Below are 14831 nucleotides of genomic sequence, written 5' to 3'. Positions count from 1 at the left end.
TGTCGCTATGTGACACATAATCTCGTGCCCGATTGTGACTCATTGTTAAAGCCGGATGCGGACTCGGTGGGGCCTCAGGCGGCACCTAAAGGCGGGGGTATTGCGCGCCTCGGGAAGCAGAATGGCCGACGGACATGTCAGCCCTGTGTCAGGCCGTGCTGCCCCAGCGAGCAGTGCAGGTGAGGGTTATGCTGTGCGGCCCTTCGAGGTCTTCTTCATGCCGCTCGATCAGCTCCATCACCGCGTCAATAAACGCGACATGATCAAGGCTGAGCGTGGTCAGGTCGTTGCAGTCCCATGCGGCCATGGCGATGCCGTCCTGCCCGACAATGGCGATGTCGGTCGGGGTCGTCTTGCCGAGGACGCGGCGGGCGGCGTCGCGGGCGCCGATCGCCATCACATCATTGCCGCAGATGATGGCGTCGACCTTGTCGCGATGGATCAGCATCACGGATTCCTTGAACCCGGAATCGTAGGTATAGTCGCCAAAGGCACTGGCCTCGAACTTGAGGCCGCGCTTGGCCAGCGCTTCGGAGAACCACTGGCGGCGCAATTTGTCGATCCAGCTCGAATTGGTGCCGGTCATATAGGCGAAGCGCTTTTTGCCGTCCTTGACGATCTTGTCGACGATCTCGTCGGCGGCCGCCGAGCCGTCGATGCGGATATTGGAGACGGACTTGTGCTCCAGCGGCTCGAACGAGACGATGATGGGCTTGGTGGTGCGGAAGATGTCGACCGCATCCTGCATCGACACCATGTCGGAGAACACCACGACATGATCAACCTGATAGGTGGAGGCCAGTCGCATCAGCTGCAGGCGATCGTCATGGTCGGCGCAGCACAGGATGATGGGCAGGAGCTGGCGCGCCTGCAGACGATGGACCAGCAATTGCTGTTCCTCCGCCTCACAGGGATTGCCGATGGCGTTGACCACCAGAGCCACAAGGCGCGACCGCTGATTGTTCAGCGAGCGTGCAATGGCGTTGGGCTGGTAGCCGTGCTCGCGTGCGACCGCCAGGATGCGTTCACGCGTGGCGTCGCCGATGCGCGAGTCAGGGGAGAAAGCGCGTGAAATGGTGGCGGATGATACCCCGGCCAGTTTGGCCAGCTCCTTGGAGGTCATCCGCTTCTTGTTCACTGCGCCTGGCCTCCACGCCTAGTTCTTTGCGACCTTCACCGGTTGGCCATCTGCGGCAGCAGATTGCTTGATGGCGTCCCACAGCCCGGCGAATCTCAGGCCCATCTCGACCGAGCCGGAATTGTCCATTGTTCCCGCGCGAATAGCGAGGAAGTTCTTCATCGGGTTGCCCAGGATCTCCGCCTCTTCGCGGGGCTCGGACTTGCCGTTGACGCTGATTTCGCGCCAGCCGCCCCAGGCATCGATGCGCACGATGGCATTGGCGTAAAAGAAGGTGATGTAGGACGCGCAGCCCGGAGGGCCTTCGCCCGCAGCGGTCAGGGTCACCAGCGCGCCATTGTCGAGGCGAGCAGACACGGCGGTTGCGATATCGACCTGCTTGCCGTGGTTGTTCATATAGGCCGAAACGCTGGCGAAATCGGAGTTTGCCAGCAGGCACACGGTGTTCATCATGTGTGCGCCGGTATCGAACATGAAGCCACCGCCAGAGATTTCTGGCTGCTGCTTCCAGTGGCCGACATAATTGCTGGCCCAGCTTTCCCAGATCATGCCGGAAATGGCGACAAGTTCGCCAAACTCACCGGCCAGCGCGCGCTTGCGCGTGTCGAGCACCAGTGGTGACAGGCCGCCCTGAAACGCGGTGACAATGGTCACGTTTGACTTTTTCTGCGCTGCAATCAGCGTCTTGGCTTCGGCGACCGTGGTCACCATCGGCTTTTCGAGAAAGAGGTCGAGTCCGGCTTCGGCGACAGCGGCGGCCTGCTCGCCATGGAAGGCGTGCGGGGTCGAGATGTAGACGATGTCGAGCTTGTCGCGCCATTCGGCCAGCATCTGCTTGTAGTCGTCATAGGCGGCCGGTTCCGGCGCACCAGCGGCAAGGCAGACGTCGATCAGGCGCTGGCGGGAAGGGGCGCTGGTATCGGCCAGAACCACGAATTCCAGTTCATCCATCTTGGCCCAGCTCTGCGCATATTCCGCCGCCTTCAGGCCTGAGCCGATCACCCCGAGCCGCAATTTCTCAGACATGGAACCTCCTCCATTGAAAGATTTGTGTACACGGTTACGCAAATGCCGATCTGCTGGCAAGAGTTTGGTTTTGGGTCGTTTCACGAATGTGCAGATTGCCCGTTGTCAGATTTGTGGTTGCGTGTACATTTTGCGCCGCTGCCCGCGCAGCAGGCTGGCCTGCAGTGGCCGAAGCGGGGCTCAGGAACGCGAGGATACGATGACAATCAAGGTTACCATCTGGAACGAAGGCCGCCACGAGCAGCTGCATGAGGAGGTCCAGGCGATCTATCCAGATCGCATCGACGGCGCGATTGCAGCCGGCGTTGCCCATCCGGATTTCGAAATCCGTCGCGGTACGCTGGACGATCCCGATGAGGGGCTGCCGGATTCCGTGCTCAACGACACCGATGTGCTGCTGTGGTGGGGTCACATGGCCCATGAGGAAGTCAGCGACGGGCTGATCGATCGTATCCAACAGCGCGTGCTCAAGGGCATGGGCCTGCTCGTGCTGCACTCGGGCCATCACTCCAAGCTCTTCCGTCGCCTGATGGGCACCAATGCCAACCTGTCCTGGCGCGAAACGCCTGCCGGTGATCTCGAGCGCGTCTGGGTGGTCAATCCATCCCACCCCATCGCTGAAGGCCTGCCGCCGTTCTTTGAGGTCGAGGCTTCGGAGATGTATGGCGAGCCGTTCGACATTCCCCAGCCCGACGAGCTGGTGTTCATCTCCTGGTATTCCGGCGGCGAAGTCTTCCGCAGCGGCGCCACCTTCAAGCGCGGTCGCGGCAACATCTTCTTCTTCAGCCCCGGCCATGAAACCTATCCGATCTATCACAACAAGACGGTCCATCAGGTCATTTCCAACGGCATCCGCTGGGCGACGCAGAAGCACACCGACGGTCGCATTCTGGAAAACTGGCACCGTGCCGAACCCATCCACGGCCGCCCTGACGGCAAGGTCTGACGCGTTCGCGCCGCTGAGGTCTTCTCGGCGGCGTTTTTGCCCGTCTGGTGACGGCAAATGCTAACAGTCTGCTAACCCATTGAGGCCCCATGCAGAGATGTTTGCGGCCGCTCAATCGCCGGTTTGACACCCCGATGTTTGCCCGATACACACCGGCAAGCGTCGGGCTTTCCCGGCCGGGCCTATAGCTCAATGGTTAGAGCCGACCGCTCATAACGGTCTGGTTCCAGGTTCGAGTCCTGGTGGGCCCACCATTCTCCCTTTCACACAGCGATCAATTCCGTCCCCAGCAGGACGATATGAGGCCATTGACAAGCCTGCGCTCTGTTTATAGCGTAGTTATGAAACGTTTCATTGACCTGCGAAAGACAGGGGAGGCGTTCGCGAGGAGTTTCTGGATTGCTGAATGTGCAGTGTGGCTTGTCCACGGCTGGAGGCTGGTTTTTGCCTTTTGATTTAAGGCCTTAGATCGGTTTTGCGTGAGTATGAATGGGTGTGACTGTGTCTGTTTCTGATGAACTTGGCGGCAAGACCGCGATCGTAACGGGTGGCGCAAGCGGCATTGGCTTTGCGACGGCGCGTCTGTTGGCGGAGCGTGGTGCATTGGTCGGTATTCTTGGCCATGACCGGGGCGCGGTCGAGCACGCGGTCACCGAACTGGACGGGGTAGGGCGCGGCGCCATTGGGCTTGTGGCTGACGTTGCGGATGAAGCCGCCATGGCTGCGGCCTTCGAGGATTTCGAGCGTCAGGCTGGGGCACTGTCCGTCCTCGTCTGCAACGCCGGCATACAGCCATACGGCACGGTGGAAGGCACCGAGCCGTCCGTCTGGGATAGCGTGCTGTCGGTCAATCTTCGTGGCGCCTATCTGGCGTCGCACCATGCCGTGCCACGCATGCGGAAGGCTGGTGGTGGATCGATCGTTCTGGTCGCATCGGTTCAGGGGCACGCCACTCAGCAGCGCGTTGCTGCTTACACAGCCTCCAAAGGCGGGTTGTTGGCCTTGAGCCGCGCTATGGCGATTGACCATGCCGAGGATGGCATTCGCGTCAATTCCGTCAGCCCGGGCTGCATCGATGCGCCAATGACGCATTTTTCGGCGCAGATGAACGCTGCCCCGGACAAGGTGGACGCGCTGATTTCATCCTGGGGGCAGATGCAGCCGCTGGGCCGGGTGGGGCAACCCAGCGAAGTGGCCGAGGTGATCGCGTTTCTGGCATCGGACCGCGCGAGCTTTTGCACGGGGTCGGACTTCAAGGTGGATGGGGGCCTGTTGGCCAAGCTGGGCGTGGCTCTGCCGGACTAGGCTTCAAACTGTCCATGCGAATGAAACGATACACGGAGGGGTATGTGTCAGATCGATCAGCAGAAAGGTTCATCGGAACCGGTCGCATCGCGCTTCCCGCCTTTGGGGGCAGGGCGACAGCATGACCACCAATCTTGTTGAAATGGTCGACATCGATAAGTCGTTTCCAGGCGTGCGGGCGCTTGCCAAGGCGCACTTTGAGCTGAAGCCGGGCGAGGTGCACGCCCTGATGGGCGAGAACGGCGCCGGCAAGTCGACGCTGATGAAGATCCTGTCCGGCGTCTATGCGCGAGATGCGGGGGATATCCGGCTTGATGGGCAGAATGTCGAGATTGCGTCGCCGCGCCAGGCGCAGGATCTGGGCATCGGCATCATCCATCAGGAACTTGCGCTGATGCGCGACCTGACCGTGGCGCAGAACATTTTCATCGGTCGCGAGCCGCGCCGTTTTGGCATTCTGGACGAAGGGCAGCTCAATCGGGATGCCGCGGCGATCTTTGCCTCAATGAACCTCGCGCTTGAGCCGACCGTGCGCGTCGAGACGCTAACCATCGCCAAGCAGCAGATGGTCGAAATCGCCAAGGCGCTGTCCTATCGCTCCCGCGTGCTGATCATGGATGAGCCGACGGCGGCGCTGAACGACGCTGAAATCGCCGAGCTATTTGCCATCATCAATCGGCTCAAGGCCGAGGGTGTGGGCGTGGTCTACATCTCCCACAAGATGGACGAGATCAAACGCATCTCGGACCGCGTCACCATCATGCGCGACGGCGAGTATGTGGGGACGGTGCCTGCGGCCGATACGCCTATCGAGACCATTATTTCGATGATGGTGGGGCGCACGCTGTCTGGCGACACTCTCGTGGTGCCCGATACATCGGCCGCGCCGATCGCGCTCGAAGTGCGCAATCTCAATCGGGGTCGCGAAATCCGCGATGTCAGTTTTGCGGTGAGGAAGGGAGAGATCCTCGGATTCGCCGGGCTGATGGGCGCGGGACGCACAGAAGTTGCCCGGGCCGTGTTTGGCGCCGACCGTCGCGATGGTGGCGAAATCCTGGTGCATGGCCAGCCCATCGCCATCACCTCGCCCAAGGACGCGGTCGATGCGGGCATTGGCTATCTCTCCGAGGACCGAAAGCATTTTGGCCTCGCGACCGGGTTGGACGTGCGCAACAACATCGCGCTGGCGAGCCTCGACCGTTTCACCGGTCTGGGCGGTATTCTGGATGAAGCCGGGATGGAGCAGAAGGCGGTTGGTTATATCCGCCAGCTTGCCATCAAGACGCCGAGCGATGTGCAGGAGGCGCGGCTGTTGTCCGGCGGCAACCAGCAGAAGGTTGTCATCGCCAAGTGGCTGCTGCGCGATTGCGACATCCTGATTTTCGATGAGCCGACGCGTGGCATCGATGTCGGCGCCAAGTCCGAAATTTACAAACTGCTTAACGCGCTGGCAGGGCAGGGCAAGGCGATCATCGTCATCTCCTCCGAGCTGCCTGAGGTGCTGCGCCTGTCCCACCGCATCGCCGTGATGTGCGAGGGCCGCCTCACCGGCTTTTTGCCCGGTGGTGCCAGCCAGCAAGACATCATGCGTCTGGCCACCCTGCGGCCGAGCGCTGTTGCCGAACAATCCATCGAACGGAGGTCGACATGACCGATACTGCCGCCCCCGCCCAAAACACCGGCCCCCGCATTTCGGGGGCATTCCATCGCCTGTTGGCCTTCTCCGGCCTTATTGCGCTGGTCGTCGTTTTCTCACTGGCGTCGCCCAATTTCATGCAGACCCAGAACGTGCTGGCCATTCTGCAGGCCACGTCGGTCAATGGCGTGCTGGCCATTGCCGCAACGCTGGTCATCATCACCGGCGGTATCGATCTGTCGGTGGGCACGTTGATGACCTTCTGCGCCGTCATCGCGGGCGTGTTGCTGACCTATCTTGGTCTGCCGCTGCCGGTCGGTGTGGTTGGTGCCATTCTGGCTGGGGTGTGCTGTGGCCTGGTGTCAGGCGTGGTTGTGGCCAAGCTCAAGGTACCGCCGTTTATCGCTACGCTTGGCATGATGCTGATCCTCAAGGGCCTGTCTCTGGTCATTTCGAGCACCAAGCCCATCTATTTCAATGACACGCCCGGCTTCACGCAGATTTCCTCTGGCTCCATCGTCGGCAGCATCTTTCCGGCTCTCCCCATCCCCAATGGTGTGTTGATCCTGTTTGGCGTGGCGCTGCTGGCCGCGTTCGTGCTGACCAAGACAGCATTAGGGCGATACACCTTCGCGCTGGGCAGCAATGAAGAGGCCGTGCGGCTTTCGGGCGTCAATGTCGATCGCTGGAAGATCGCGGTTTACGCCGCTGCCGGTGGCATTTGCGGCGTGGCGGGCCTGCTCATCGCCAGCCGTCTCAACTCGGCCCAGCCCGCGCTTGGCCAAGGCTATGAGCTCGACGCGATTGCCGCTGTGGTTATTGGTGGCACCTCGCTTGCCGGTGGCCGGGGCACCATTCTGGGTACGCTGATCGGCGCCCTCATCATTTCAGTTTTGGCCAATGGCCTGCGCATCCTGTCCGTCCCCCAGGAATGGCAGACCGTTGTGACCGGCGCGATCATTATTCTCGCCGTCTACGCCGATATCCTGCGGCGCCGCTCACTTTAGGCGCCGACGATCCCCGTGCCCGTCTGGGCACCAATAAGAGGCGAAAAGCCCGTAACCGACACGCACACTTGGGAGGAACCCGTGTTTAACAGACGTACTCTACTCGGCGCCATCAGCGCCCTCGCCATGCTCACCGCCAGCGGATCTGCGTTCGCTCAGGACAAGTATGACATCGCCATGATCTGCAAAGGCTTCCAGCATCAGTTCTGGCAGGCCGTGAAGGCGGGCGCCGAAAAGGCCGGTGCGGAATTCGGCGCGACCATCACGTTTGAAGGTCCGGAAACCGAAAGCCAGGTCGATCGCCAGATGGACATGCTTGCCGCTGCGCTTTCGCGTGGCCCCGATGCCATTGGCTTTGCCGCGCTCGATAGCCAGGCGGCCATTCCGCTGCTGCAGCAGGCTTCGGCTGCAGGTATTCCGATCATCGCCTTTGACTCCGGCGTCGATAGCGACATCCCGCTTTCAACCGCCACCACCGACAACGTGGCGGCGGCAGCCCTTGCTGCCGACAAGATGGCCGAGCTGATCGGCAATTCCGGCAAGATCGCTGTGGTTGCGCACGACCAGACCAGCCGTACCGGTATCGATCGCGTCGAGGGCTTCACCAACCGCATCAAGGAAGCGCATCCGAATGTGGAAGTGGTGACGGTTCAGTACGGTGCTGGCGATCAGCTCGCTTCGACCGAAATCACCAAGTCGATCCTGCTCGCCAACCCTGATCTCAAGGGCATTTTTGGTGCCAATGAAGGTTCGGCAATCGGTGTTGCCAATGGCAAGCAGGAGCTGAACAGCAATGTCGTGGTCATTGGTTTTGACTCCGGCGCGGCGCAGAAGGCCATGGTGGCATCGGGCCTGATGAACGGCTCGATCACGCAGAACCCGGTCGGTATTGGCTATGAAACCGTCAAGGCCGCAGTGGCTGCGCTCAAGGGCGAAACCGTGCCCAAGATCGTCGACACCGGCTTCTACTATTACGACGCCGCCAACATGAACGACCCGGAAATCGCGGCCGTTCTTTACGATTGATCTGACGAGATGGCCCATGGGCCATCGACCGAACGGGGCGTCATCGCTATTGAGGTGATGGCGCCCTGATTGTTTCAGGCAGCGCCAATTGACAGCCAGGCTGGCAGGCCATAGCCCGCCATGAACCGATTATGCGAGGAAGCGGCATGGCTCGCGCTCGAGCAGTGACGATCAAAGACATTGCCGCCGCTGCCGGCGTCTCGCTGGGCACGGCGTCGAACGCCCTGTCCGATCGCCCATCCGTTGGTGCTGACCTCAAGGAGCGCGTGCTCGAGGCGGCCAAGCAATTGGGCTATCGTCGCAATCTCGTTGCCGCCAATCTGCGCCGCAATACGCCACGGACCTTCGGGCTCTGCATTCCGGCGCTGGATAATCCGTTCTTCTGCGACATTATGCAGAACATCGTCAGCATCGCCGAGCGCAACGGCTTTGACGTGCTGGTGCTGGAAACCCGTGAAGATGGTCGCGACGAGGCCGCCAAGCTTGAGACGCTCTATGCCAATCGGGTACGGGGCGTCTTCATGGTGCCCACGGCCACCTGGTCTGGTTCGCATGATCCTGAAACGCCGCTGATCGTTGTCGACCGTATTCGCCCCACCGAAGGCCTGCCGTCGGTGGCGCTGGATAATGTCGGCGCGGTGAAGCTGGCGGTGGATTATCTTTATGATCTCGGCCATCGCGATATCTGGCTGGTGGTGAACTCGCGCTCGATCTGGAACACCAATTTGCGTGCCGAAGGTTTTGAGGCCGCGGCGCTGGGCAAGGACGGCATAAGGGCGAGGGTGATCGAAGTTGGCCTGACCGCGCGGGAAACCGCAGATCAGCTCAATGCCGAGCTGGCGCTCGCGCGGCCAACGGCGATCCTCACCGCCAGCGGTATCGCTACTCTGGGCACACTGCGTGCGCTGCAGGATGCGCGGCTGGCCATGCCCGACGATATTTCTCTGCTGGGCTTTGACGACGCCCCCTGGATGGACGTCTTGCGGCCGTCGATCAGCGTCGTTGCGCAGCCCATTGAGGAGATTGCCGCTCAGGCCTGGGCGCTGATGCAGGCGCAGATCGCCTCCGAGGGCAATGGCAGGCATGTCGAACTCGATGCCCGGATCATCACGCGAGAAAGCACCGGCCCAGCTCCGACGCGCTAGATCAAACCATCGTCACGATAACCTTGCCCTTGGCGCGACCCGTCTCAAGGTAGGCGAAGGCGTCGTTGATTTCGGCGAAGGGAAACACCCTGTCGATGATCGGGGTGAGGGTGCCAGACTCAATCAGGCGGGCCAGCTCGGCAAGTTCAGCGCCGCTGGGATGCATGAACAGGTAGCGATAGCGCGCATTGTGGCGCTTGGCACTGCGCCGCAGGCCAAAGCTTGCCAGCCAGAATAGGGCGGTGAGGCCCAAGCCCCGCTTCAAGTCCTTCTGCGCTGTGGCCGGCTCCGGCATGCCAGCGATCGACACAACCATGGCGCCCGGTTTCACCACACTGAATGACTTCGTCAATGTGTCGCCGCCGAGCAGATCGAAGACGCCGTCCATGTCCCTGACGTGGTCCTCGAACCGCTGCGTCGTGTAGTCGATCACCACATCGGCGCCCAGTCGTTCGACCAGACCCTTGCCGCGTGGGGAGGCCGTCGTGGTTACCTCCGCACCCAGCCATTTGGCGATCTGGATAGCAAATGTACCCACGCCGCCAGCGCCGCCGGGAATAAAGACCCGGCTTCACTGCTTCAGTCCAAGCTCGTCGCGCAGGGCCTGCAATGCTGTGAGTCCTGCGAGAGGAACGCCTGCGGCGGTTTTGAAATCAATCGTCGCCGGGAGTTTGGCGGCGCAGTCTTCTGGAACGATGGCGTATTCGGCAAAGGCGCCCATGCTGTCCTTGGGCATGCGCGCGAACACACGGTCGCCCACGGCAAAGTGGGTGACGTCTTCGCCACACTCAGCCACCACGCCCGCCAGCTCATTGCCGAGGATCGTTGGCAGCGCGTAATTATGGATCAGCTTGATCTGGCCCTGGCGGGTCTTGAAATCGACCGGATTCAGCCCGGCAGCATGCACGCGCACCAGCAGCTCTTTGCCGGATGGGCGCGGGCGCGGCACGCTGGTCATGGCAGTTCCCTCCGGTCCACCATAGCGGTTCAGGACAAGGGCTTGCATGGTCATTGTGTGCTCTCCGGCGGGCTGGACATTGTCCTTCTAGCGCAAAACCGATGCCTAATGCATGGACTCGAACAGGGCTGTTGCCGCGCGCGCCACGTCTTGCGGGGCAGAGGAGGCGACGAGCGTATAGGCGGTGTCGCCGAGCTGCCAGTAAGCGGTCGTGGTAGCGCCGACCCGTCGGGTCACGGGGGCGGCCACGAGGTATTTGCCGGGGCGCGCCGCAAAGATCGAAATGGCGCCGAGGTCGTCTGAATTAACCGCCACTTCAACGCTTGCCCCGAACTCGGAGGGGTAGACCTGAACGTCGGTGATGGCCCAGCCAGCCGGCAGGGCCGGCAGCTCGATTTCGGTCTCGGCCAACAGCTCGGCAGGGTCGTATTCCGTCGCTCGCACCTGCGAATGCATCTTGGCGCGCAGTTCGGTGACGTAATGCGCCTCAAGCGCTGCCGAGACGTATTCCGGCACGGTGCTGGACGCGAGGGCGGTCGTATTGCCCACCTGGCCATGGGCGAACCAGCCGATGGTCAGCAGCAGCGAAGCGGCAAGAAGCGGGCGCACGCGCCGGATAAAGCCATCGCGTTGCAGACGCCCACCGAGACGGCGGGCGAGGGCCTCGTTCTCGGCTGATCCCTGTGCGTCGTCGCTCCCGCGCAGAAAGCGCAACTCGTCTCGAAGGCGCAGGTCGGCCATGACGTCGGCTGCCGCACCTGGGTTTTGTGACAGCCAGTGCTCCACCGCGATGCGGCGGCTCACGTCGAGCTGATCGTCGACATAGGCGGCAAGTTCAACCGGATCGACGGGTTCGATATTTGGCATCACTCGCCTCCTTTGACCAATTGCAGGGATGGTCCGCTTTCCCAACGGCGCAGGGCCTCGCGGCCACGCGAAATCCGCGACATCACCGTTCCCGAAGGCACGCCGAGCACCGCCGCGGCCTCGTCATAGCTCAAACCTTCGATGGTCACGAGATGCATTGCCTCGCGTTGTTGCTCTGGCAGCAGATCAAACGCGCGACGCACTTGCGCCAACCGAAGATTGTCAAACTGATTGGGTGGCAGGTTCTCGCCCGTACGGGCCGCAAACTCGCCGTCGCGCCCCGCTGCGCTGGCGCCAGAACGGCGACCATCGACATGCAGATTGTGCAGGATCGACAGTAGCCAACCGCGCAGATTGCCATCCGAGCGAAATGTCGAGCTGCGCTCGATGGCGCGCACCAGCGTGTCATGCACCAGGTCTTCGGCATCGACGGCGTGGCGCGTCAGGCTGAGTGCATAGCGCCGCAATGCAGGCAGCTCGTCGAGCACATCTGATTTGCGGAGCTTACGGGGTGCCATGGTCCGTGCCGGATTGGGTGTTCCCCTCAAGATGCGGATTTTGTCGAACCGGGTCAAACTGGGTGTCTCGCACACCCGGCTCAAACAGCGCCAGCAATTGATCGGCGCGGTGCTCGAGATCGGTCTCCGGATCATGCGCCCACTGGAGCAGGCCGCTTTCGATGGCCCCCGACATGGCATTGGCGACAATGTCCACGTCGAACTCCTTGAAAGCGCCGGTCTCCTGTCCCTCGGCCAAGGCATCGGCCAGCCAGGCCTGTTGCTCGCGCCAGACGGAGAGATGGTCAGAGGCGGCGCTGCCCCCCGCCTTGGTCGAGGCCAGGTGGCGCAGGGCGAGGATTTCGGCGCGGTGGTCGCGGACATGGGCAACATAGGCGGCGACGAAGGCGGAAATCCGCTCCCAGGCGTCTTCCAGCCGCTCGATCTTGGCGATGGCGGCGGCCACCGTGCGTTCGCGCACGCTGGTCAGGACGGCGTCATAGAGGCCGTCCTTGCTTTTGAAATAGTAGCAGATGATGCCCTTGGCGACCTTGGCCTCGCGGGCCACTCGCGAGAGCGACGTCCCCGCCACGCCATCGCGCACCAAGACATTGATGGTGCAATCGATGATGTGACGGCGGCGTTGCGTTTCGAGAGTGTCCACGAGAGTCATCCGCCTCAAGCGACTTTGGAAATATCCGGAACGGCGTCGAGCAACATCCGCGTGTAGTCCGCCTGGGGATTGTCGAAGATGTCGTCGGTCGGGCCGGATTCCACCAGCACGCCATTGTGCAAGACGCCAACGGCGCTCGACATCTGGCGCACCACAGCCAGGTTGTGGCTGATCAGCAGATAGGTGAGCCCGAACTCGTCCTGCAGCGCCCGCATCAGATCGAGCACCTGCGCCTGCACCGACACGTCGAGCGCCGAGGTGGGCTCGTCGCAGACGATGAACTCAGGCTGGCTCGACAGGGCCCGCGCGATGGCGATGCGCTGGCGCTGGCCGCCGGAAAACTCATGGGGGAACTTGCGCATTACGGACGGGTCAAGCCGTACCTTGTTGAGCAGGTCCGCCACGCGGCCTTCGACTTCGCCTTTGTTGGTGGCAATGCCGAGGGTCCGCATCGGCTCGGCAATGATATCAGCCACCCGCCAGCGCGGATTGAGGCTGGCATAGGGGTCCTGGAAGATCATCTGTACGCGCTTGCGCCGCTCACGCTCGCCCGCGCCACCAGCCCAGACGTCGTGTCCATCGACAAGGATCTTGCCTTCCGTGGGCCGTATAAGCCCCACGATCATCTTGGCGCAGGTGGATTTACCCGAACCGGATTCACCGACGAGACCATAGGTCTTGCCCTTCTGGATGGAGAAGGACACATCACTCACCGCACGGAAGATCTCGGTTTTGGACTTGAAGACCTTGGTGAAGCTGCCGCCACCCAGTTCAAAGTCGCGCACCAGGCCCTTGATCTGCACGAACGCGCCATCATCGTTGGCGGGCGCTGATGCGGGGGCACCGGAACGATCGCTGGCGATAGTGGGGATCGAGTTGATCAGCTTGACCGTATAGGGCTCGCGCGGGCGACGGATGATGTCGCCCACTGTGCCGGTCTCGACGATCTTGCCCTGATGCATCACCACCATGCGGTCGGCGGTCTGGGCGATCACGCCCATATCGTGGGTGATCAGCATCACGGCTGCGCCGTGGTTGGAGCAGAGTTCCTTGAGCACCTTGATGATCTGAGCCTGCACCGATACGTCGAGCGCCGAAGTGGGCTCGTCGGCAATGATCAGCTCCGGCCCGGCCGCGATGGCCAGGGCAATCACCACGCGTTGCCGCATGCCACCCGAAAACTGGTGCGGATAGGCATCGATGCGGTCGGCGGCCTTGGGAATACCAGCCTCGGTGAGCAGGTCGATAGCCCGCTGGCGGGCCTGCTCTTCACTGAGCGGCAGGTGGGTGCGGATCGTCTCGATCAGTTGCCGCCCGATTGTGTAGAGCGGGTTGAGGCTGGTCAGCGGGTCCTGAAACACCATGCCGATCCGCTTGCCGCGTAGCTTGGCGCGGTCGGCTTCGGGCAGGTTGTCAATGCGCTGCCCCTTGAGCAGGATCTCGCCCGAGGTAATGCGCCCCGGACGCTCGATCAGGCCGATGACGGCCGAACCGGTCATCGACTTGCCGGCGCCGGATTCGCCCACCACGCCCACAACTTCCCCCGGCATGATGTCGAAGGAAATGTCGTTCACGGCACGGAAGTTCGTGTTGTGAAAGGGAAAGTCGACGATGAGGTTTTTGACGGAAAGAACGGGTTCGGTCATCAGCGCAACTTCGGATTGAGGGCATCGCGCAGCCAGTCACCGAGCAGGTTGACCGACAGGGCTAGCAGGATGAGGGTGATGGCCGGGAACAGCAGGATCCACCATTCGCCCGAGAACAGGAACTGCTGGCCGATGCGGATCAGCGTGCCCAAGGATGGCTGTGTCGGTGGAACGCCGACGCCGAGATAGGACAGCGTCGCCTCCTCGATGATAGCCAGAGCCAGCCCGATGGTGCCGATAACCAGCACGGGGCCGAGCACGTTTGGCAGCACGTGGCGGAGCAGGATCAGGAACGGATTGACGCCCAGAATGCGGGCGGCAGCCACATAGTCCTTCTGCCGTTCCACCATGGTTGCACCGCGAACGGTACGGGCGAACTGTGCCCAGTTGGCGAGGCCGATGGCAAAGATCAGCACCCAGATGGCCGCACCTTCCTGTTGATTGGCCGGAATGACGCCACGGGCGACACCGAAGATCAGCAGGGCGATGAGGATGGCCGGGAAGCTCAGCTGCACGTCAGCAACGCGCATGATGAAGGCATCCCAGAGGCCGCCAAAATAGCCAGCCACAAGGCCGAGGCCGACGCCCATCACCATGGCGAACATGGTGGCGGCGAAGCCGACGAACAGCGATACGCGGCTGCCGTACATGATCGAGGACAGCACGTCGCGGCCCTGATTGTCGCTGCCGAAGGCGAAGTATTTGCCGGTGTAGGACTCGGTGTTCGGCGCCGTCATGCCGTCCATGAGGTTGAGCGTGGCGGGGTTGAACGGATCGTATGGCGCCAGAAGGGGCGCGAAGACCGCCATCAGCACCAGAATAAGGGCGATGATGGAGGCAAGGATGGTCACCGGCGAGCGCCGGTAGGACCAGAAGATGTCAGAAGCCAGGAACATCTTCCAGCGCGACACCTTTGCGGCAACGACTGGTTGTTCGGGGCTGTGCGGCAGGTCTGTCATGG

The 14831-nt window shown here is 62.0% G+C and carries 15 protein-coding genes and 1 tRNA gene; 7 read left to right on the top strand and 9 right to left on the bottom strand.

The genetic code is table 11. The annotated features are described in order from the left end of the window. Window positions 1–148 precede the first annotated feature (148 nt). Both WH87_RS12285 and WH87_RS12280 read right to left on the bottom strand, forming a co-directional pair. Window positions 149–1123 carry a LacI family DNA-binding transcriptional regulator gene (locus WH87_RS12285; protein ID WP_046137480.1) on the bottom strand — a complete coding sequence of 325 codons (975 nt, stop codon included), beginning with the start codon at window positions 1121–1123 and terminating at the stop codon, window positions 149–151. 33 nt (window positions 1124–1156) lie between these two features. Continuing rightward, a complete protein-coding gene (locus tag WH87_RS12280; RefSeq protein WP_046137481.1) occupies window positions 1157–2164 on the bottom strand; it encodes a Gfo/Idh/MocA family protein in 1008 nt (335 codons plus the stop codon). Window positions 2165–2363: 199 nt separating this feature from the next. On the opposite strand from WH87_RS12280, the gene WH87_RS12275 reads away from it, so the two are divergent. The 7 genes from WH87_RS12275 to WH87_RS12245 all read left to right on the top strand — a co-directional run bounded on the left by WH87_RS12275 (window position 2364) and on the right by WH87_RS12245 (window position 9229). Then, the gene (locus tag WH87_RS12275) at window positions 2364–3110 is read left to right on the top strand and encodes a ThuA domain-containing protein (RefSeq protein ID WP_046137482.1); all 747 of its coding nucleotides are present in this window, start codon (window positions 2364–2366) and stop codon (window positions 3108–3110) included. Window positions 3111–3288: 178 nt separating this feature from the next. Then, window positions 3289–3364: transfer RNA gene (locus WH87_RS12270), tRNA-Ile, on the top strand. A gap of 247 nt (window positions 3365–3611) precedes the next feature. Continuing rightward, window positions 3612–4415, top strand: coding sequence for an SDR family NAD(P)-dependent oxidoreductase (locus WH87_RS12265; protein ID WP_245622404.1), 804 nt, complete (start codon window positions 3612–3614; stop codon window positions 4413–4415). 121 nt (window positions 4416–4536) lie between these two features. After that, on the top strand, window positions 4537–6066 hold the full coding sequence (locus tag WH87_RS12260) for a sugar ABC transporter ATP-binding protein (protein ID WP_197410803.1): 1530 nt from the start codon (window positions 4537–4539) through the stop codon (window positions 6064–6066). Beyond that, entirely contained in the window at window positions 6063–7058 is a 996-nt protein-coding gene (locus tag WH87_RS12255) for an ABC transporter permease (RefSeq protein ID WP_046137484.1), read from the top strand. The genes WH87_RS12260 and WH87_RS12255 overlap by 4 nt, the downstream gene beginning before the upstream one ends. 81 nt (window positions 7059–7139) lie before the next feature. Beyond that, entirely contained in the window at window positions 7140–8084 is a 945-nt protein-coding gene (locus WH87_RS12250; RefSeq protein WP_082092668.1) for an ABC transporter substrate-binding protein, read from the top strand. A gap of 146 nt (window positions 8085–8230) precedes the next feature. Next, the gene (locus WH87_RS12245; protein WP_197410802.1) at window positions 8231–9229 is read left to right on the top strand and encodes a LacI family DNA-binding transcriptional regulator; all 999 of its coding nucleotides are present in this window, start codon (window positions 8231–8233) and stop codon (window positions 9227–9229) included. A gap of 1 nt (window position 9230) precedes the next feature. Here WH87_RS12245 and WH87_RS20075 read toward each other — a convergent pair whose 3' ends face one another. Genes WH87_RS20075 through WH87_RS12215 form a run of 7 tightly spaced genes read right to left on the bottom strand, consistent with a single transcriptional unit; the run spans window position 9231 to window position 14829 of the window. After that, on the bottom strand, window positions 9231–9767 hold the full coding sequence (locus tag WH87_RS20075) for an NADP-dependent oxidoreductase (protein ID WP_245622402.1): 537 nt from the start codon (window positions 9765–9767) through the stop codon (window positions 9231–9233). Between the two features lie 33 nt (window positions 9768–9800). Beyond that, the gene (locus tag WH87_RS20070) at window positions 9801–10241 is read right to left on the bottom strand and encodes an NADP-dependent oxidoreductase (protein ID WP_245622401.1); all 441 of its coding nucleotides are present in this window, start codon (window positions 10239–10241) and stop codon (window positions 9801–9803) included. A gap of 51 nt (window positions 10242–10292) precedes the next feature. Next, window positions 10293–11054, bottom strand: a complete 762-nt coding sequence (locus WH87_RS12235) for an anti-sigma factor family protein (RefSeq protein ID WP_046137487.1) — start codon at window positions 11052–11054, stop codon at window positions 10293–10295. Beyond that, window positions 11054–11572, bottom strand: coding sequence for a sigma-70 family RNA polymerase sigma factor (locus WH87_RS12230; protein WP_046137488.1), 519 nt, complete (start codon window positions 11570–11572; stop codon window positions 11054–11056). The genes WH87_RS12235 and WH87_RS12230 overlap by 1 nt, the downstream gene beginning before the upstream one ends. Further along, the gene (locus tag WH87_RS12225; RefSeq protein WP_197410801.1) at window positions 11559–12215 is read right to left on the bottom strand and encodes a TetR/AcrR family transcriptional regulator; all 657 of its coding nucleotides are present in this window, start codon (window positions 12213–12215) and stop codon (window positions 11559–11561) included. The genes WH87_RS12230 and WH87_RS12225 overlap by 14 nt, the downstream gene beginning before the upstream one ends. A 14-nt stretch (window positions 12216–12229) precedes the next feature. Continuing rightward, window positions 12230–13870 carry an ABC transporter ATP-binding protein gene (locus tag WH87_RS12220; RefSeq protein WP_046137490.1) on the bottom strand — a complete coding sequence of 547 codons (1641 nt, stop codon included), beginning with the start codon at window positions 13868–13870 and terminating at the stop codon, window positions 12230–12232. Continuing rightward, window positions 13870–14829 (bottom strand): ABC transporter permease, encoded by a 960-nt coding sequence (locus WH87_RS12215; protein WP_046137491.1) that lies wholly within the window; start codon window positions 14827–14829, stop codon window positions 13870–13872. Before WH87_RS12215 ends, WH87_RS12220 begins: the two co-directional genes overlap by 1 nt. Window positions 14830–14831 lie beyond the last annotated feature (2 nt).

Origin of the sequence: Devosia epidermidihirudinis, assembly GCF_000971295.1 — a bacterium.
Classification (GTDB): Bacteria; Pseudomonadota; Alphaproteobacteria; order Rhizobiales; family Devosiaceae; genus Devosia; species Devosia epidermidihirudinis.
Note: the sequence above shows the minus strand (reverse complement) of the source record. Positions and strands in the feature narration are given on the sequence as shown.

Coding starts and splice junctions, on each gene's coding strand:
- WH87_RS12285 (WP_046137480.1), bottom strand. CDS start 1,123: ATGACCTCCAAGGAGCTGGCCAAACTGGCCGGGGTATCATCCGCCACC.
- WH87_RS12280 (WP_046137481.1), bottom strand. CDS start 2,164: ATGTCTGAGAAATTGCGGCTCGGGGTGATCGGCTCAGGCCTGAAGGCG.
- WH87_RS12275 (WP_046137482.1), top strand. CDS start 2,364: ATGACAATCAAGGTTACCATCTGGAACGAAGGCCGCCACGAGCAGCTG.
- WH87_RS12260 (WP_197410803.1), top strand. CDS start 4,537: ATGACCACCAATCTTGTTGAAATGGTCGACATCGATAAGTCGTTTCCA.
- WH87_RS12255 (WP_046137484.1), top strand. CDS start 6,063: ATGACCGATACTGCCGCCCCCGCCCAAAACACCGGCCCCCGCATTTCG.
- WH87_RS12245 (WP_197410802.1), top strand. CDS start 8,231: ATGGCTCGCGCTCGAGCAGTGACGATCAAAGACATTGCCGCCGCTGCC.
- WH87_RS20070 (WP_245622401.1), bottom strand. CDS start 10,241: ATGACCATGCAAGCCCTTGTCCTGAACCGCTATGGTGGACCGGAGGGA.
- WH87_RS12235 (WP_046137487.1), bottom strand. CDS start 11,054: ATGCCAAATATCGAACCCGTCGATCCGGTTGAACTTGCCGCCTATGTC.
- WH87_RS12230 (WP_046137488.1), bottom strand. CDS start 11,572: ATGGCACCCCGTAAGCTCCGCAAATCAGATGTGCTCGACGAGCTGCCT.
- WH87_RS12220 (WP_046137490.1), bottom strand. CDS start 13,870: ATGACCGAACCCGTTCTTTCCGTCAAAAACCTCATCGTCGACTTTCCC.
- WH87_RS12215 (WP_046137491.1), bottom strand. CDS start 14,829: ATGACAGACCTGCCGCACAGCCCCGAACAACCAGTCGTTGCCGCAAAG.